The following is an 18,671-nucleotide window of genomic DNA, read 5'->3' as shown; positions in this document are numbered from 1 at the left end:
AAAAATTAATCCCAAGAAAAGTTAACTAAAGAAAGTTAATTTCGGCTCTTTTACTGCTTTAACTTCGTCTAACCTACCTACTATTCTAGTAATAGGTGCTGACTTAATTTTCTCTGGTGATGTTTTAGCCTCATCAACTATTTCTTGAAAGGCTTGTATAAATCTATCCATAGTCTCTTTGTCCTCTGTTTCTGTTGGCTCTATCATAAGACATTCATGTACTATTAGTGGAAAATATATTGTCGGCGGATGGTAGCCTTTGTCTATTAACGCCTTCGCAATATCCAGTGCTGAAACACCTGTCTCTTTTTTGAGCTTCTCTGCTGAAATAACAAATTCATGCATACATACTCTATCAAAAGGTAAGTCAATTATCGCTTTTATTTTATTCATCATATAATTAGCATTCTCTACTGCCCTCTCACTTGCTTCTTTCAAGCCTTTGCCTCCGTGAAGCAAAAAATAAACATATGCCTTAATGGCGACATTCACGTTTCCGTAGAAACCGTGCATTCTTCCTATTTCAGTTCCAGTTTGATGTTGCCATTTATAACCCTCTTCATCCTTAATAATGATAGGTCCAGGTAAATATGGAACTAGCCTAGAAACAACACCCACTGGGCCAGAACCAGGTCCTCCCCCTCCATGTGGAGTCCCAAAAGTTTTATGTAAATTCAAATGACAAACATCAAACCCCATATCTCCCGGTCTGATTTTACCCATTAAAGCATTGGCGTTTGCACCATCATAATAAAGCAATCCACCATTTTCATGAATCATTTGAGAAATCAATAAAATGTTGTTTTCAAACAAACCTAATGTTGACGGATTAGTCAGCATAAAGGCTGCTACTTTTTCTTTGCTTAACATCTCTTTTAACTTATCAATGTCCACATTTCCCCAATTATCAGAAGGAACTTTCTTAACTCTAAATCCAGCCATAACAGCACTAGCAGGATTCGTTCCGTGAGCAGAATCAGGAATAAGAACTAAATCTCTTTCATCATTGTTAGCATTCAGGTACTCTCTGATTATAAGCAATCCTGTGTGTTCCCCTTGTGCACCCGCAGTCGGTTGCAGTGAGAAACCACTGTATCCAAATAATTCAGATAAATTACGCTCCATCTTATAAAGAAGTTCTAAAACACCCTGACAATCTTGATCATCCTGAAAAGGATGTAACTGTAAAAACCCATTTAACGAAGCAAGTCTTTCTAAAATTTTATAGTTATATTTCATTGTACAAGAACCAAGAGGATACATCCCGCTATCTACGCCAAAATTTAAAGTTGAAAGTTTAGTATAATGTCTAGCAACTTGTAGTTCTGACAAATCAGGAAAACGACAAACCTTTTTTCTTTTTAATTGATCAACAATGTTGATAGCTGATAGCTTATTAGAAGCTGCTACCTTTGCAAAAATCGGCGTATTATCCATGCATAAACTCCTCAATGTACGAAACTAAAAGGTCTATATCTGACTCTTGCATGTAATCATTTACCGTAAGCAAATAACAACCATTCCATTCATCCTTAAGACTACACAAATTTAATCCTCCTAATATTCCCTTTTCTTTCAAAAATAAATTAAGTGCATGAAAATCTACATCTTTTGAATAAATTAAGGTATCCTGAAAAGAAACATTTTTATCAACAATAACACTACCTAATTTGGTTATTTTTTCTTTTAAATATTCTGTTTTCTGATAAATATCCTCAGCTAAGCTTAGCATCCCAGCTTGCCCCAGATGAGACATATAAATTGTTGTTCTAAGTGCCATTAGTCCTTGATTGCTACAGATGTTGGAAGTAGCCTTCTCTCTTCTAATGTGTTGTTCTCTAGCTTGAAAAGTAAGAACAAATCCTTTTCTGCCTTGCGCATCATTCGTTTCACCAACAATTCTACCAGGAATACTTCTAACTAAATTTTGCCTTGTAGTTAAAAACCCTAATGCTGGTCCACCATAAGCTGGATAACTACCTAAGGAAGCAGCCTCGCCACAAACAATATCCGCACCAAACTCACCTGGCGATTTAAAAAGCATTAAAGCCAAAGGATTGGTTACGCAAAAAATAACAGCAATGCCTTTCCTTTTGGCATCTTCAATAAGTGAGGCATGGTCAACAACTTGTCCAAAAAAATTAGGATACATTAAGACTATGGCATCTAGGCTTTCATCAAGCACAATGCCCTTCAGCTCTTCAATATAATTAATATCATTCCCAAAGCCTTTATTGTAAGTATCCAAGACTTGTTTGTAGTTCGGAGAAAGAATCCCCGCAACCATAACCTTAGCCTTGTCTTTGCTAACAACTCTAGCAACCATTTGAACAGCCTCGGCTAAAGAGGTTGCCCCATCATACAAACTAGCGTTGCTTATCTCCATCCCAGTTAACTCTGCCATATAAGTCTGAAACTCAAATATTGCAGTTAGCGTACCTTGGCTTATCTCTGGCTGATAAGGAGTGTATGCCGTGTAGAACTCACTTCTACTGGTTAAATGATCAACTATTGCTGGAACATGCCTATGATAAACACCTGCACCTAAAAAAGATAAATTTTTAGGATAAAGACAATTAGTAGCGGCTAATTTCTCGATTTCAAGTTGTAACTCAGATTCTTTTAGTCCCTGCGGTAAATTAATTTCCGGATTAGTGATGCTTTTTGGTAAATCTTTATATAAATTAATTTTCAGACTACCTAAAGTAACCATTTACTCCTCTTCGCCTAACATCTCTTCATATTCCTCAGAGGAATTAAGGTCGTCTAGCTCAGACTTTTCATACATCTCTATCTTAACTAACCATCCTTCATCATATGGAGAAGAATTAATTAAGGCAGGATCTTCTATAGCTGCATCATTTACTTCTACTATTCTTCCCGAAAGAGGTATGTATATATTGCTCACAGTCTTTACAGACTCCAAAACACCAATCTCGTCCATTTGAGTAAATTCATCATCTACATTTGGAAGCTCAACGAAAACTATGTCGCCTAAAGCATCTTGTGCATAATCGGTAATTCCGATAGTGGCAATATTGCCTTCAACCTTTACCCACTCATGTTCTTCAGAATAATATAAACCATTTATTATCATACTCATCTTCTTAAATCTCCCTTACTATTTTTGAAACTATTTTAGTTTCCTATTTTTAAAATTTCAAGACCAAATTTTACTTATTTATTTTCTTTTTTAAAAATGGTAAATTTATCACTCTACCCTTAAACTCCTTACCCCTTATCACCACTGATATTCCCTCGTTTTCCTTAGGTTTTTTTTCGCTATAAAACATCCCAATCGCCGTGCCAAGAGTTGGAGAAAAAGTACCACTAGTGATTTTCCCATGCCCAAGCACTTCATAACCATCTCTTAAAACACCTTTATCCTCCAAAATACAGCCATAAAGACGTTTATCCTTAGTTGCAGTCACCAATTTAGTTTTACCTAAAAACTCGCCCTTTAACAAACTAACTATCCAGCTATACCCCAGATCATAGGCAGTAATATCTGCAACAATTTCTTTGCCATACAGCGGCAAACCAGCTTCAATTCGCAAAGTATCCCTCGCGCCTAAACCAGCTGGAGTAACGCCCTTGTTAATAATTTTTTGCCATAAAAGAGGTGCCAACTGATTAGAAATAAAAATTTCATAACCTAGTTCACCGGTATAGCCAGTTCTACTCACTGCAATATCTTCACCTTGCCAATTTGTTTTCATAAAATAAAAACTATTTAGAGAAATTTTAACTCCAAGAATTTCTTCCAATATCTGCTGAGACTTAGGACCTTGCAAAGCAAGTATACTTAAATCTTCACGATAATTTAAAGTAATGTCATAATTATTTTCTTTTTTCATCAACTCAAACCATTTTTTAATTTTATCAGCATTACTACTATTGAGGACTAACCTGAAATAACCATCCATTCTGCTAACTATAATATCGTCAAGTATCTGACCTTCTTTATCCAACACCATTGAATACTGAGCCCCATATATTTTTAGCTTAGCAACATCATTAATTGTTACATATTGCAAAAAATCAAAAGCAGAATCGCCTCGCACATCTAACACACACATATGGGAAACATCAAAAACACCAGCTAATTCACGGACAGCTTTATGCTCATGAATAATTCCTGTATACTGAATTGGCATCTCCCAGCCGGCAAAATCTACCATCTTGGCCTTAAGCTTTTTATGCTCTTCGTTTAATGCTGTTTTTTTCATTGCTATTCCCTACTTTCTTCCTCAATAAGGTCAACATCTTCTAAGCTATCAACTGAGAGGCTTTTAGCTGTTTTTGCACCTAATTTTTTAATACCTTCTGCTCTGATAACTAAGCTACCAGTTCCTGTTGATAATTTTTTCATTGCCTCATCATAAGTTCTTTGTGTTGTTAATAGCTGATTACCTAGTTTTTTCAAGTCATCCACAAAATTCACAAATTTGTCATACATATCTCCTGCTCTTTTCGCTATCTCCATGGCATTTTTGTTTTGTTTTTCTTGCCTCCAAATATTATCAATTGTTCTTAATGTTGCAAGTAAAGTAGAAGGACTAACAATGACAATATTTCTTTCAAAAGCTTCATAAAACAAATTATTGTCCTGTTGAACTGCTAAAGCAAAGGCTGGTTCAACTGCAACAAACATTAAAACAAAGTCAGGACTATTGATTTGATATAACTTCTGGTATTGTTTATCGCTTAAGCCCTTGATATGGTTTCTTAAAGAAATAATATGTTCCTTTAAGAATTTTTCTTTCTTATCAGCATCTTCAGCTGAAATATATCTCTCATATGCTGTAAGAGTAACTTTCGAGTCAATTACCATGTGCTTTTTACCAGGAAGATTAATAATTACATCTGGATACCTTTGTTGACCATCTTCTGTTTTAAAAGACTCTTGAACACTAAATTCTACACCTTTTTGAAGACCTGATTTCTCTAGAATCGTTTCTAAAATCATTTCACCCCAATTGCCCTGTGTCTTTGTTTCTCCCTTTAAAGCTGTAGTCAAATTGTGGGCATCTTCTGACATTTTTTTATTTAAATCAGCCAACATTTCAATTTGCTGTTTCAGCCCTGCTCGTTGTCTGTTCTCGTCATCATAAGTATCTTCAACTTTCTTCTGAAAGGATTGAATTTTCTCCTGCAAGGGCTTGAGCAAAACATCAATATTTTCTTTATTTTGAGTAGTAAACTTCTGACTTTTTTCTTCAAATATTTTATTTGCAAGATTAGCAAACTGATCTTGTAGATACTTAAATCTTTCGTCTATTTCTTGTTTTTGTGTCTGAAGTTTCTCAACTAAATTTTTATTTTCTTCTTCTTTTCTTGCAATCTCAGCCTTTAATTTTTGGAAATGTTCAATTGAGTCATCCAGCCTTTTTTGGATAAGCTCTTTTTCTTCTCTGCAAGTTTTCTGGAGGTCTTCTTTTTCTAATTTATAAACTTTAAGTCCAGCTATTTCTTCCTTTAAGGAACTATTCGAATTAAGCATTTTCCCAAGCAAATATCCGATTGCAACACCTAATCCCACACCAATAAATAAAAAAATGAATAGGTTAAGCATAAAGTCTCCTTATTAAGTTATGAACTCAATCGTACCTCAGCTTCAAGTTTTTGTCATTTATGATATGAGGTATTTTGGAGGAGGCGGTCAGAATCGAACTGACGATAGAGGTTTTGCAGACCTCGGCCTTACCACTTGGCTACGCCTCCAGAACTTAGTTAACTTAAAAGACCAGCCTTACTCCCGAAAGTATTGAAATCTTTGATTTCATAAACTTTCGAGGATCCTAGAAAAATTATGTCTCGCATTCTGCGAAGACTGATTTCTCGGAACACTTGGCTACGCCTCCAGAATAAACAGACCATAAGTATAATAGAAAAACACAAAAAGGTTAAGCAGATTGTTTTGCCGATTGTTTGCTTTTGATTAGCTTAAACTTTGTGAAACCTAATTTCTTGGCTAACTTAACAAGTGATGGTTGTTCTTTGGTATAACAAAGCACATTGCCCTTATTGGCTGAACTAAGTCCTATTTTTTTTAATTTCTTATAAGCACTTGTTGCAACATACAAGGCTGGGTCTATTGTCTTAAAATTAGGATATAGCTCATGGACTGTTTCATCAATATGAGGATAATGTGAACAACCATAAAGCAAGTGATCCATAATTTCATAAGGTTCAAGATATTTTGGTAAAATTGCTTTAACGCCTTCCATATCACCTGACTCAATTAAAGGAACCAATTCTGGTGTAGCTTGCTGAAAAACCTTAATCTTGGGATTATACTTAGAAAGAATCTTTAAGTAGGACTCTGAATTTACTGTTGCTTGCGTCGCAATAATTCCAACCCTAGTCCCTTCCTCAAGCTCTTGAGCAAAACGAAGTCCATCATTCAACATATCCACAAAGGGTACATCATACTTATTGCTATTGTGATCTATGGCTAAGGCGGAAGAAGTATTACAAGCAATAACAATCATCTTAACTTTTTTGCTCAAAAAATATTTGATAATTCTATCGTTAATTGCCAAGATTTGAGGGATTGTTTTATCGCCAAAGGGGCTGTTTAAGTTATCAGCAAAATAAATAAAATTCTCTTTAGGCATTAGCTTGGCTAAATGAGAATAAACAGTAAAGCCTCCGATACCAGAATCAAAAACCCCAATAGGGGCATTATTTGCCTTTATAATAAGCCACCACTCCCTTTGCAACAGCACTGGCTATCTTATCTCTGTTTTCTGGTTTTAACAACATTTCATATTCATTTTTATTTGTGATAAAACAAGGCTCAATTAAAATTGCAGGCATTTTCGTATGGAACAACACAAAAAACCTTGCTTGTCGTAGTCCAATGTCCCTTAAACCCAAGGCTGAAACCATCTCTCGTTGCACATGTCTCGCTATAGGCAAACTAGTGGCACTATAATAATAAGTTGATATACCTCCAATATACTCACTATGGAAGGCATTAAAGTGAACACTGATAAAAAGATCAGCGTCATTTCTATTCGCAAACTGGGTTCTTCCAGATAATGACATGGATGCATCCTTCTGTAGAGGCATTAAAACTGTTGCACCATAAGAAGTAAGGATATCTTTAATTCTTTGTGATGTATCTAAAGTAAACCATTTTTCATATCTACCACCAAAGCCTATTGCTCCAACATCACCGCCACCATGACCTGCCTCAACTACTATTTTCTTGCCAGAAAGAATTTTTAAAGACACGGGTGTTTCCCTAGGAGCAACTACTTGCTTCTTTTCATAAACAACTTTACCTTTACTGTTGTCAATCCTGATATCTATTTTATCCCCTGATTGTTCAATTTTTAACTGCGGTGGTGACTTAAAATAAATACTCATTCGCGAAGCAACTGGATCCCATGAATATTGGCTGCCAACTATTTTTTCTAGAAAAGGATCATTAAAATAATAAACACCTTTTGCGCCATAAGAAGCATCGGGTATATCAATTTCTAAGATATTTTCTTTTTGTTCCCAGCTGATTTTTCCCATATCCACACCCAAAATACTCAAGAGATTATACTTATCAAAAGTCTGATACCAAACCTTATCTATGCTTCCCGAACGTAAAACAGACACCCTTGTTCCATCATCCGAAATAGACATACCGTAATTCATCGGTTTGTTAACTTGAATAACAATGCGAACTGTTTCCTCATCAAACTGCCCAGCCTTAATAAGCTGAATATTGCTACCATCAACCTTGATACTTGTGTTGCTAACATCTAAAACAGCATTAGGAATATCTAAAATTATTCTATTGGGTTTATTCAATTCAAAAAGATTTCGAGGCTCAATTTCAACAAAAGAACTAATAAAAACACTGTCTCCATTTGTTGTCTTTTTAAATGAAATATCATTAACAATTGGGTTCACAAACAGTGTGTGAATTCGATAGTCCCATCTAAGCCCAAACCCTAGCCTTTTTGCTAATTGTTGTAATGGTACATAAACAGTCTTATTAATAATATATACTTTGACCAACGTATCTGTTTCCGGCTTATCTCCGTATTTAATTAACAAGTTACCTGAATCAGAAACATTATAACTAAACCCAAAATGTAACAAAACATTTTCAGCTGGAACCAAATAATTACCATCTTTATAAATAGCCTGTCCTGTAAGCGTCGTCTTCTTTCCCTTCACGCTCAAAATGATGTTTCTAACGCCCTCAAAAGAAGGAATCCACACAGCCCTATCGCTAACCTTATCAGTGTTTATAGTGTCAATATCTTCGGGCATTATCTGCTCTTTAATAGGTAAAACTTTTTCTATTTTCTTTTCACTTATAATAATTTCATTATCCGCTGTTCTACTTAAAAAAAGTGGTTTTGTGGATCTAATGCTTAACTTAGCCAAGTCTGGTTTAGTGGTAATTTGCCCAATAATAATTTGATTTGAAAAAGAATTAGACAAGGTTTTTCTCGGAAAAGAAAGAACCGTTGCCTTGAGGTCAAGAGAGTAATAATCTCCACTTTTTTTTAGCTCTAATTCGTCTCCATCAATACTTGAGGCATATTTAAGTTTAATAGTATCTTGTGTGGTACTTACATCAACCAATCGTTTAGAAACATAATAATTATTGCCTGTTCTGTTCATCGTATATCCTAAGTACCAAGCATAATATCCTAATGGAACATACCACTCCTGATACACTGGGAAACTTTTGTCTGACATATGATATTTGACATCCCCAATCATGACTTGATCATGAGCTGTTAAAAAAGAAACAGTTTGGTAATCACCGTCACTAACTAATAAAAAACTACCCTCTTTTTTATAGGAGAATCCTACCTTCTCAGAAAATTCTTTTAAGGGAATACATAATCTATTATTGTTTATATAAAAAGAAGACTTAAGATTTATTTTTTTACTATTAAAAAAAACGCTTGCATCATTTTGCGTATAATAAGCCCAACCATTAGAAAACAACAAAAATAAAATTATTAGTTTTATTTTCCTTAGCATCAACTAAATTTTTTCCTTAAATATATTCTAGAGATATGAATCAAAAACGCTAAGGATAGTAGATAAAAAACCATTACATTATTGTTAATAAAAAGTGTTATTAAAGCACATACCGCCAAAAATGCTGATTCAATATGAATAACAACAACAGTCTGTTTATGTGTAAATCCTCTTTTCATTATCCTATGATGAAAATGCTCTCTATCTGCACGGAAAATATGTTGGTTCCTTTTTACCCTTCTAAGAATAGCAGAAAAAACATCATAAATAGGAATACCTAGTAGAATTAAAGGAATACCACAGGCCATCACCTTAGGTTGATTCCAACAGATAAGTATTGAAAAAACAGCGAGGTTATAACCTAATAATAAACTCCCTGTATCGCCCATAAAAACTCTAGCTGGATTAAGATTATACTTCAAAAAGCCAAAAACAACCGACAATAAAGCTACTCCAACAAAAAGCATCTCTGTCTCTTTCCAATAAAACGCACACACGCATAGGGCCATTCCTGCTATAGCAGTTATCCCTCCAGCCAACCCATCAAGGCCATCAATTAAATTAATAGCGTTCATAATTCCAATTATCCAGATAACAGTAATGGGAATTGAGAACATACCTAAATTTAATGTAGTTCCTAAAAGTAAATATATTTCGTTGATAGATATACCAAAGCCAACAAAGTGCATGGAAGTCATTAAGGCAACTAACAATTGGAATAGCAACTTATACATAGGCCGAATATTGAAAAGGTCGTCTAAAAATCCAAAAAAAGAAATAAGCAAAGAACAGACCGCAATTGGAAACACAATTTTATAGTCAAAAAGTACTCCAATTAAAGCCAACATAAAAAAATAAACAACAAACATCACCATACCGCCAACGCGTGGTTTACTGTATTTATGTATCTTTCTGTCACCAGGAGCATCTAGAATTCTTAACTTGATTGCTTTTTTGATAGCCACAGGCATAATAACAATAGTTAAGGTGTAACCTAGAAGAGCAATTCCCATTAGTGATGTAACAAATAAAACTATAGAACCACTGAGGTTAACCAATTTTTGTTCTCCTTATACCAATCTATCGTCAAGCTAAGACCTTCTTCAAAACTTATACTTGGCTTCCACCCTAATAGTTTCTCGGCTTTACTAATATCTGCACTAGTTTCTAATAAGTCCGCTTTATGGAAAGGTTTATTGATTACTATAGCTTTCTTACCCAACAAACTTTCGATCATTTTTATCACTTTATTCATTGTAATAGGTTCTTGCCCTCCACCTAGGTTAAGAATCTCATAACCAACCTTCTTCTCTGTAGCAAGTACGGTTCCCCTTGCAATATCCTCAACATAAGTAAAATCACGACTCTGTGTGCCATCCCCAAACAACTCAATAGGAGTTCCTTCATCTACCCATTTAATAAACCTAAAAATACTCATATCAGGTCTACCAGCTGGACCAAAAACAGTAAAATACCTGACAATAGAAATGTCTAAATTATATAAATGTTTGTACGAATAACACATTACCTCGGCTGCTTTTTTGGATGCTGCATATGGGGAAATGGGCTCATTAACAGCTAAGTCCTCAGTAAAAGGCATTTGTTGACCAGCGTATAGAGAAGAAGTAGAAGCCAAAACCATTTTATTGACACCAAACTCTTTCATTAATTCTAAGAGGTTTAAGGTGCCCATGGCATTAGTACTAAGATAAACAAAAGGATTGGTCATACTATAACGAACACCTGCTCTAGCAGCAAGATTTACTACTGCATCAAACTGATATTGTTGAAATAAACTTTCTAAAAATTGCCTATCTTCGATATCTCCTTTATAGAAAGTAAATCCTTTCGTTTTATTCAGTTCAGTTAAACGGTAATTTTTTAGTTTAACATCATAGTAATCGTTAAGATTATCTACACCAACAACGCTAATGCCTTTGTCTAAAAAAACTTTCGCAGTTCTGGATGCAATAAACCCGGCAACGCCAGTTAATAAAACTGTTTTCATACGCTAAGTATACCTATAAACAATGCTATAGAAAAGAGGCTAAAACTTTTAGCTCTTCTGCTGAATATAGCTCTTTAGAAAGATATATTTTTTTAAGAGAAGGCAAGGAAAAGACTATTTCTGATAAACCACTGACATAAAAGCCTCTGATTTTTAAAACTTGTAGACCTAAGCACTGATCAAGACCGTTTATGGAATGTAATTTGTAATCTTCTAAATCTAATTCTTTAAGTAACAATAAATCAGAAGAAAAAAGTCCTCTTCCTGAAATTTCTAATTGATGCTTAATAATACAGGTTACCAATGGATCATCAAATATGACAAATTGTGCTCTTGGCCTCACATAACATTCTGGGCAAATATCAGTAATACATCTTTTCTTTTCATCAAGCTTATAACCTAAATCATCAAAACTCGCAAAAGAGTATATCCAGAAATTATTATTTATAGCTTCTTTGATAAACGCGTACCGATAATATCCTCTACCTTTATCTCCCAAAATAATCATAACCTTTTCCTGAGACTCAAGTGTAAACACGAAGTTGTTATCTAAATATTTATTACGAATATCTAGTGACAATAAGTCTACTCCTTTTTTAACCATAACCCATGCCGACTTAAAAATATTACTATTATTTGTATCAAGAAAAGCTTTATTCTCCTTAATAATAGTTATATCCAGAAACTGCCCCTTACTATCAACAAAAAATCTATTATTAACAAACATTTCAATATCTTTATTTTTTATAATTAATAAATTCCACCCAGGATAGAGATCAACACATTCTGTGTCAGAGTAAATAACAGGAAAAGAACCTTTTTCTGCATCGGCAATCCATCCACGAAAACCCTTACCATAAGGAATAACGTCTATTCGCTTATCATTCTGAATAAAACTGTTTACGCCCTCGTTAAACTTAGCACGAACTAATACAGAAATATCAAATACAAAGGGAATAATATCTTCAATGATTCTAACTGCTGGATAATAAATTTTTTTTTGTAGCTCAGTGTTTGTTATAGTTTCTATCATAATTGTTCTCCTTTTAAGTATTTGTAATAAATTTTCGAATGATTTAATTCAATATTTCATTCAATATTATTCAAACATTTAAAGGATTATTCAAAACTTGAATTAAATGCTATCTAAGTATTGTCATTACAGTCTTTTTGATGATTTCTTCTGCTCCATCATTTACTCGAAGAACTGCAATATAGCTATCATTTGCTAACTCGCTACCATTCTCATGCTTCAAGTTATAAGGAATTATTTCATATTTACCACTCGCAACATTTCTTTCCTCTTGCCATAATTTCATCCCAGCCAAGTTATAAATTTCTAGCTTAACTTTTGCGTTTTTATTGGAATCGAAACCAAACTCCGTACCACTACCAACAACAGGATTAGGATAATTTAAAAAACTAGCTACTTCCAAACTATCAATTGTTAAACCTTCTTGAGCTAAAACTGTAGAATCACTTTCTGAAAAAAGTATATTAGAAATTTTGCCCTGACCTGTATATTTATCCCAACCAGGATATGGTTTAACGTTTCCTAGCGGATACATAACATCATTAGAATAATGTCTAACCACTTCATTAACACTCAAATCAGAAAGATTATTTATATTGGCAATAGTGCCAGCGATATAGGCTGAAGAAATGCTAGTTCCACTCACCTGCTGCGACGCCCCTCCGACTCCAATGCATCCCACTCTTTCTCCAATACAAGAAAGCTTAATATGGTCACCATAGTTACTAAAATATGATAGCCTATCATAATCATCCAAAGAAGAAACAGCAATTACACCTGCATAACCAGAGGGATACATCACTATCTCCTGGCCATTGTTACCCGCTGCGGCAACAACTATTACCCCGTGATCCAAAGCATATTGCACGGCTATTTGAAGAGTTTCAGACGAATACTGATACCCGAAGCTACAGTTGATAACATTTGCCCCTCTTTGAACCGCATAAATAATAGCATTAGCTATTAAGAACTGTGACGAACAGCCACTGCTATCAAATGCCTTTATAGGAACTATCTTTACATTCCCTTTGCTTTGAATTGCTATCGTACTAAACATGGATGTTCCATGCCCATGATCATCTAATACATTTCCATTATTCTCAAGGATATTTACTCCATAATAATCATCAATAAACCCATTATGGTCATCGTCTAGACCATTACCTGGTATTTCCTTGGTATTTATCAAACAATATTCCGTTAACTCCCTATTATTAGTATCTAATCCCGTATCAATAACAGCAACTACTATGTTCGCGGGATTTTTGGCTGTCACCAGAGTTCCAGCACTATCAACAATTGTAGCCAAGGAAACAAAACCAAAAAGCTCAACAGGAAGATCTTCTTCCTCATACTCAGACACAGCAAGAGCAGACATTCTGGTGCCCTTTTTCAGGTTGTCTTTATTGGTTTGAATTTGAAATTCTTTATTGTCTTTTGTGAAATACACCGAACCATTTTTTTTGATAATCTTAATCGTACCTGTAGTTTCAACAGCAAATAAAGAACAAACAACCAACAATAAAAATATTTTCTTCACTTCTAAGCTCCTCCTATAAATTTAAGGTCATAAAAAATTGACTGTTTGTGCCCGCAACTTCACTTAATTCTTGTCTTATCCCTATCTCAAAAATTCCCAAATCTATTCCACAAGAAACGGCACCAGCTAATTTTTCTGTAAGCAACATCTTAGACTCAATTGAAACAACCCCAAAAAAATCTAAACCTAATTTTACGTAATCATCGTTCAAGTCTGACCCAACATAAGAAACATATCCAAAGGGTAATTGCTGTACCAACTGATAAGAAATGTTAGTTGGTAATTGATCAACTGTGCCATTCTCCCATTCTTGAACTGTACTATTGATGTCATTGAATGTTGCACCAATTATGGTTCCACCCATCTTGATCATGACGCCAGCATCAAAACCATAACCGGTCATTGTTTGATCTAAGACTTTTTGTTGATATGCTTTGGCATTAACGCCATAATAAATTGGTAGCTTAGGGATTTTTTGACTGACAGTTAGCATGGCTGCTGCTTTTTCATGATTAAAAGTATCTTGCACAAAAAAAGTACCATTAGAAGATTTGTCTGTCCTGTTTATTCCACTAATAACATCATGCTTCACTGTTAAACCTAAATTAAAAAAATACCCTGGAATAGTTAAATTAGCAAATTGAGACTTGGATTGACCATCCATTGACCCGTATTGCAAAAAAGTAAGAGAATGATCCATTACTCTGTTCACAGCAGGTTGTTCTAAATAGCTTAAGCCTGCTAATTTATTGACTAAATGAACATCTTTTAGATAATCATATGTTATCTGTGCTGAATTGGAAAAAGTTAAAAGGAAAAAGCATAAAATAATGTTTTTAAAAATGCATCCATGCGACAAAATTAAATCCCCCCTTTTTTGTTACATAGAAACCTATGCCCCAAAAAAGTGGATTCTAAACATGCATTTTTATACTTATACTAAATTATCGGTGTTTTGAGGTTTAAATTGTACCTATTTTTTATGATATGTCTGAAAGCCAACGAATATATGGGATTCGAAACAAAGGCTATTTATTCTTTTTCTTACTATTCTATCAAATGCTATTTTGGCATAGATGTTTTAATAAAATAATAACCCCAGACTTTTGTCTGGGGTTATTCAAATAAGCTTAAGCCTTCACTGATTGTTTAGACTTCAACAATCCAACATTTACGTCTATTTTAGTTTTTTTTTGCTCTTGATTGCTGCTTGCGCTGCTGCTAATCTTGCGATTGGCACTCTGAATGGAGAACAAGAAACATAACTTAAGCCTGCATTATGGAAAAACTCTATTGATTTTGGATCTCCACCATGCTCACCACAAACACCAATTTTTAATGTTGGGTTTGTCTTTCTTCCACGTTCAACACCATACTGCACTAACATACCAACACCTTCTTGGTCTATTGATTGGAAAGGATCATCTGGCAGAATCTGTCTTTCTACGTATTCTGGCAAGAAAACACCGGCATCATCACGAGAAAAACCTAAGGTCATCTGAGTCAGATCATTGGTTCCAAAAGAGAAAAATTCTGCATGCTCAGCAATTTGGTCAGCAATTAATGTTGCTCTTGGAATCTCAATCATTGTGCCAACTTTGTAATCCAATTTGATATTTGCTTTAGAAATAATCTCATCAGCTATTTTAACTGCATTGGCTTTTAGAATCTTAAATTCAGGAAGCATGCCCACAAGTGGAATCATTATCTCAGGAATAACCTTTTTCCCTGCTTTGGCTACTTCAACGGCAGCCGTAATAATAGCTTCAACTTGCATATCATAAATTTCTGGATACGTGATACCTAAACGACATCCTCTATGACCAAGCATAGGGTTAAACTCATGTAATTGGTCTACTCTTATTTTTACAGCTTCAGCAGAAATACCCATTTCTTTGGCCATATCAGCTTGTGCTTCTGGTGTATGAGGAACAAATTCGTGGAGAGGCGGATCTAGTAATCTGATTGTAACTGCTAAGCCGTCCATCACTTCGAAGATGCCCTTAAAATCACCTTTTTGTATTGGAAGAAGTTTAGCAAGTGCCGCTTTTCTTCCTTCTAAATCTTCAGATAGAATCATTTCTCTTACAGCTTTAATTCTATCGCCTTCGAAAAACATATGCTCTGTACGACAAAGCCCTATACCTTCTGCACCGAAATCTCTGGCAACTTTAGCATCATGAGGTGTATCAGCGTTTGTTCTGATATTTAATGTTCTAAATTCATCAGTCCATCCCATAAGAACACCAAAATCTCCTGATAAAGTTGGAGTTGTTAATTCAACTTTACCAGCAACAACTTCACCCGTAGTACCATTAAGAGTAATAAAATCATTTGGTCCATATTTCTTGCCTGCAATTGTAACTGTCTGAGCTTTTTCATTAATATCAATAGCTGCACAACCTGCAACACATGGCTTGCCCATTCCTCTAGCAACAACAGCTGCATGAGAAGTCATACCGCCTCTTGCTGTTAGAATACCTTCTGCTGCATCCATACCACCAATATCTTCTGGTGAAGTTTCTTGTCTTACAAGAATTACTTGTTCACCTTTAGCTTTTCTTTCTTCTGCATCTTCTGCTGTAAATGAACATTTACCAACAGCAGCACCTGGTGAGGCGGGTAGTCCTTTGGCAATAACCGTTAGCTTTGCATTGGGACTAATATTTGGGTGAAGCAACATATCTAATTGTGTAGGAGCTACTCTATTAAGAGCAGTTTCTTTATCAATAAGACCTTCCTTGAACATTTCAACAGCGCATCTTACTGCTGCTGCTGCGGTTCTCTTACCACTTCTTGTTTGAAGCATATAAAGGACACCTTCTTGGATAGTAAACTCCATATCTTGCATATCTTTATAATGTTTTTCTAACTTCTTATAAATATCTACTAGTTGCTTATAGCAAACTGGCATTATTTTTTCTAATTCAGAAATTTCTTGTGGAGTTCTGATACCCGCCACAACGTCTTCACCTTGTGCGTTCATTAAAAACTCACCGTAGAATAAGTTTTCACCTGTTGATGGATTACGCGTAAAAGCAACACCGGTACCAGAAGTCTCACCCATGTTACCAAAGACCATTGCTTGTACGTTAACTGCTGTTCCCCAACTATCGTCAATATTATTCATTTTTCTATATTTAACTGCTCTTGGAACTTCCCATGAACTAAATACAGCAGCAACAGCCATCTTTAGTTGCTCAAAGCCATCATCTGGAAAAGCTTTTCCAGCATGTTCCTTAACTACAACTTTATACTGCTCAACTAATTCTTTAAGATCTGCTGCAGAAAGATCTGTATCATTCTCAACTCCACGAGCTTTTTTCATTGCTGTGATTTTTTCTTCAAAATACTCATGATGAACATCCATAACAACATCACCATACATATTGATAAATCTTCTATATGAATCATAAGCAAATCTTTCATTACCAGACTTTGCCACAAGACCTTTGATTGTAGTATCGTTAAGACCTAAGTTAAGCACTGTGTCCATCATCCCTGGCATAGAAACTCTAGCACCGGATCTGACTGAAAAAAGTAAAGGATTTTCAGCATCATTAAACTTCATCCCCATTGCTTTTTCTGTTTTGACAATGTTTTCCTTTATTTCAGCTAAAAGCTCATCAGAAAGCTTTCTGCCGTTTTTATAATAGTCTAAACACATTTCTGTTGAAATAGTAAAACCAGCAGGTACTGGTACTCCTAAATTTGTCATTTCCGCAAGGTTAGCACCTTTGCCACCTAATAGGTTTCTCATTGAGGCATCTGCCTCGCCTTTCCCACTACCGAAAAAATATATATTCTTTGCCATTAACTAACCTCCTAATTTATTCAGGGCCTGTCTTATATTCGGTCGCCCTGTGACCAAGCGTTATTATATACTCTTCTAGCTAATCCTACAAAGGGATAGTTACTATTAATTCAAATATGCTAGAATCAGCACCTATGAGAGCATATATAGACTGTATCCCCTGCATCATGCATAACATTATTGCCACGCTTAATGGCCACATTGAAAGTCCAGCTGAACGAGAAGAAGCTTTCCGTAAAATCCTGAAAGAATTACATGAAAATGATTTCTCCAAACTTAGCCCACCAGTACTCACGGATAACCTTCATAAAATTATGCATACTTACCTTAAGGGCAGAGATATATTTAAAGACATAAAAAAAGAGTGTAATGATGAGGCTTTAGAAATATATGAACACGCAGTAGCTCTCTACAATGAATCAGAAAACAAACTTAAGACTGCCATAAAAATAGCAATAGCCGGAAATTTAATTGATTATGGTGCATTGAAGAACTTTAACATCGAAAATATTCTAAATGATTATGCACATCGTGATTTTGCCATCAACGATTTTGCTGCCCTGGAAGTAGAAGTAAATAAAGCTAACTCTATCTTATATATAGGAGACAATACTGGTGAAATTGTTCTAGACCGACTACTGATAAAACACCTTATCTCTCTGGGTAAGAAAGTTACTTTCACAGTCAAAAGCGCACCAATACTTAATGATGCTCTCTTGGAAGATGCTCAGTATGTTGGGATGGACAAAATAACTGAAGTTATTGAAAGTGGTTGTTCAACAGCTGGCACTACTCTTGCTGGAGCAAATGAACTATTTTTAAAGAAACTAAATGAAGCAGATTTGATAATATCTAAAGGACAAGGTAACTTTGAGACACTTACCGAAGAAGCGATAACCAAACCTTTGTTTCATTTATTTCTTTGTAAATGTGAGCTGATTGCTCAAACTTTTAAGACAAATAAATTTGATTTGATGCTGTTGAATAATAGCAACTACTCAAGATACTTTTAAACACTCTCCCTAACCCTCTACTTCGACAAGCTCTGCACAAGTCTCAAGAGAGGGAACGACACTTCCGTCCGCCTAAGGCGGACACCTTCCCTGCCTCACCAACGCAATAATCATATATCTTTCAATAAACAGGTAATGTCCAGAAATGTTTGCAATTTCATCGTAAACTCCATATACCTTAAGCAGCAATTTCTGACAAAATATTAAATTGTTCTTTAAATTGCCTAACTACTTCTTCTAAGAAGTCAGGATTTATA

The 18,671-nt window shown here is 35.0% G+C and carries 14 protein-coding genes and 1 tRNA gene; 1 reads left to right on the top strand and 14 read right to left on the bottom strand.

Going from position 1 to position 18,671, the window contains the following annotated elements; genetic code table 11:
- Positions 1–21: 21 nt before the first annotated feature.
- From gcvPB to ppdK, 14 genes are all read right to left on the bottom strand, one after another.
- Positions 22–1,437, bottom strand: a complete 1,416-nt coding sequence (gene gcvPB / locus PHF25_00990) for an aminomethyl-transferring glycine dehydrogenase subunit GcvPB (GenBank protein MDD4526594.1) — start codon at positions 1,435–1,437, stop codon at positions 22–24.
- On the bottom strand, positions 1,430–2,713 hold the full coding sequence (gene gcvPA / locus PHF25_00985; GenBank protein ID MDD4526593.1) for an aminomethyl-transferring glycine dehydrogenase subunit GcvPA: 1,284 nt from the start codon (positions 2,711–2,713) through the stop codon (positions 1,430–1,432). Before gcvPA ends, gcvPB begins: the two co-directional genes overlap by 8 nt.
- Entirely contained in the window at positions 2,714–3,097 is a 384-nt protein-coding gene (gene gcvH, locus PHF25_00980; GenBank protein ID MDD4526592.1) for a glycine cleavage system protein GcvH, read from the bottom strand.
- Between the two features lie 76 nt (positions 3,098–3,173).
- The gene (gene gcvT, locus PHF25_00975) at positions 3,174–4,229 is read right to left on the bottom strand and encodes a glycine cleavage system aminomethyltransferase GcvT (protein MDD4526591.1); all 1,056 of its coding nucleotides are present in this window, start codon (positions 4,227–4,229) and stop codon (positions 3,174–3,176) included.
- Between the two features lie 2 nt (positions 4,230–4,231).
- A complete protein-coding gene (gene rmuC, locus PHF25_00970) occupies positions 4,232–5,575 on the bottom strand; it encodes a DNA recombination protein RmuC (protein ID MDD4526590.1) in 1,344 nt (447 codons plus the stop codon).
- 75 nt (positions 5,576–5,650) lie between these two features.
- Positions 5,651–5,724, bottom strand: a tRNA-Cys gene (locus PHF25_00965).
- A gap of 182 nt (positions 5,725–5,906) precedes the next feature.
- The gene (gene murI / locus PHF25_00960; protein ID MDD4526589.1) at positions 5,907–6,725 is read right to left on the bottom strand and encodes a glutamate racemase; all 819 of its coding nucleotides are present in this window, start codon (positions 6,723–6,725) and stop codon (positions 5,907–5,909) included.
- Positions 6,688–9,006 carry an N-acetylmuramoyl-L-alanine amidase gene (locus tag PHF25_00955; protein MDD4526588.1) on the bottom strand — a complete coding sequence of 773 codons (2,319 nt, stop codon included), beginning with the start codon at positions 9,004–9,006 and terminating at the stop codon, positions 6,688–6,690. The genes murI and PHF25_00955 overlap by 38 nt, the downstream gene beginning before the upstream one ends.
- Positions 9,006–10,064 carry an MraY family glycosyltransferase gene (locus PHF25_00950; GenBank protein ID MDD4526587.1) on the bottom strand — a complete coding sequence of 353 codons (1,059 nt, stop codon included), beginning with the start codon at positions 10,062–10,064 and terminating at the stop codon, positions 9,006–9,008. The genes PHF25_00955 and PHF25_00950 overlap by 1 nt, the downstream gene beginning before the upstream one ends.
- Positions 10,040–11,014, bottom strand: a complete 975-nt coding sequence (locus PHF25_00945) for a GDP-mannose 4,6-dehydratase (protein MDD4526586.1) — start codon at positions 11,012–11,014, stop codon at positions 10,040–10,042. Before PHF25_00945 ends, PHF25_00950 begins: the two co-directional genes overlap by 25 nt.
- Before the next feature lie 25 nt (positions 11,015–11,039).
- Complete coding sequence (locus tag PHF25_00940; protein MDD4526585.1) at positions 11,040–12,047, bottom strand: hypothetical protein; 1,008 nt, start codon at positions 12,045–12,047, stop codon at positions 11,040–11,042.
- 109 nt (positions 12,048–12,156) lie between these two features.
- Entirely contained in the window at positions 12,157–13,587 is a 1,431-nt protein-coding gene (locus tag PHF25_00935; GenBank protein ID MDD4526584.1) for a S8 family serine peptidase, read from the bottom strand.
- Positions 13,588–13,600: 13 nt separating this feature from the next.
- Positions 13,601–14,446 carry a hypothetical protein gene (locus tag PHF25_00930; GenBank protein MDD4526583.1) on the bottom strand — a complete coding sequence of 282 codons (846 nt, stop codon included), beginning with the start codon at positions 14,444–14,446 and terminating at the stop codon, positions 13,601–13,603.
- A 318-nt stretch (positions 14,447–14,764) separates the two neighbouring features.
- Positions 14,765–17,401 carry a pyruvate, phosphate dikinase gene (ppdK, locus tag PHF25_00925; protein ID MDD4526582.1) on the bottom strand — a complete coding sequence of 879 codons (2,637 nt, stop codon included), beginning with the start codon at positions 17,399–17,401 and terminating at the stop codon, positions 14,765–14,767.
- A gap of 116 nt (positions 17,402–17,517) precedes the next feature.
- Here ppdK and PHF25_00920 point away from each other — a divergent pair, with 116 nt between their 5' ends.
- Positions 17,518–18,414 carry an ARMT1-like domain-containing protein gene (locus tag PHF25_00920; GenBank protein ID MDD4526581.1) on the top strand — a complete coding sequence of 299 codons (897 nt, stop codon included), beginning with the start codon at positions 17,518–17,520 and terminating at the stop codon, positions 18,412–18,414.
- The last annotated feature ends 257 nt before the right edge of the window (positions 18,415–18,671 follow it).

The sequence above is a fragment of the Candidatus Margulisiibacteriota bacterium genome (genome assembly GCA_028706105.1).
GTDB lineage: Bacteria > Margulisbacteria > Riflemargulisbacteria > GWF2-35-9 > DYQY01 > DYQY01.
The sequence above is the reverse complement of the archived record's forward strand: the minus strand, read 5'-3'. Positions and strand labels throughout refer to the sequence as shown.

Coding starts and splice junctions, on each gene's coding strand:
- rmuC (MDD4526590.1), bottom strand. CDS start 5,575: ATGCTTAACCTATTCATTTTTTTATTTATTGGTGTGGGATTAGGTGTT.
- PHF25_00945 (MDD4526586.1), bottom strand. CDS start 11,014: ATGAAAACAGTTTTATTAACTGGCGTTGCCGGGTTTATTGCATCCAGA.
- gcvT (MDD4526591.1), bottom strand. CDS start 4,229: ATGAAAAAAACAGCATTAAACGAAGAGCATAAAAAGCTTAAGGCCAAG.
- PHF25_00955 (MDD4526588.1), bottom strand. CDS start 9,006: ATGCTAAGGAAAATAAAACTAATAATTTTATTTTTGTTGTTTTCTAAT.
- gcvH (MDD4526592.1), bottom strand. CDS start 3,097: ATGATAATAAATGGTTTATATTATTCTGAAGAACATGAGTGGGTAAAG.
- ppdK (MDD4526582.1), bottom strand. CDS start 17,401: ATGGCAAAGAATATATATTTTTTCGGTAGTGGGAAAGGCGAGGCAGAT.
- gcvPB (MDD4526594.1), bottom strand. CDS start 1,437: ATGGATAATACGCCGATTTTTGCAAAGGTAGCAGCTTCTAATAAGCTA.
- PHF25_00940 (MDD4526585.1), bottom strand. CDS start 12,047: ATGATAGAAACTATAACAAACACTGAGCTACAAAAAAAAATTTATTAT.
- PHF25_00920 (MDD4526581.1), top strand. CDS start 17,518: ATGCTAGAATCAGCACCTATGAGAGCATATATAGACTGTATCCCCTGC.
- gcvPA (MDD4526593.1), bottom strand. CDS start 2,713: ATGGTTACTTTAGGTAGTCTGAAAATTAATTTATATAAAGATTTACCA.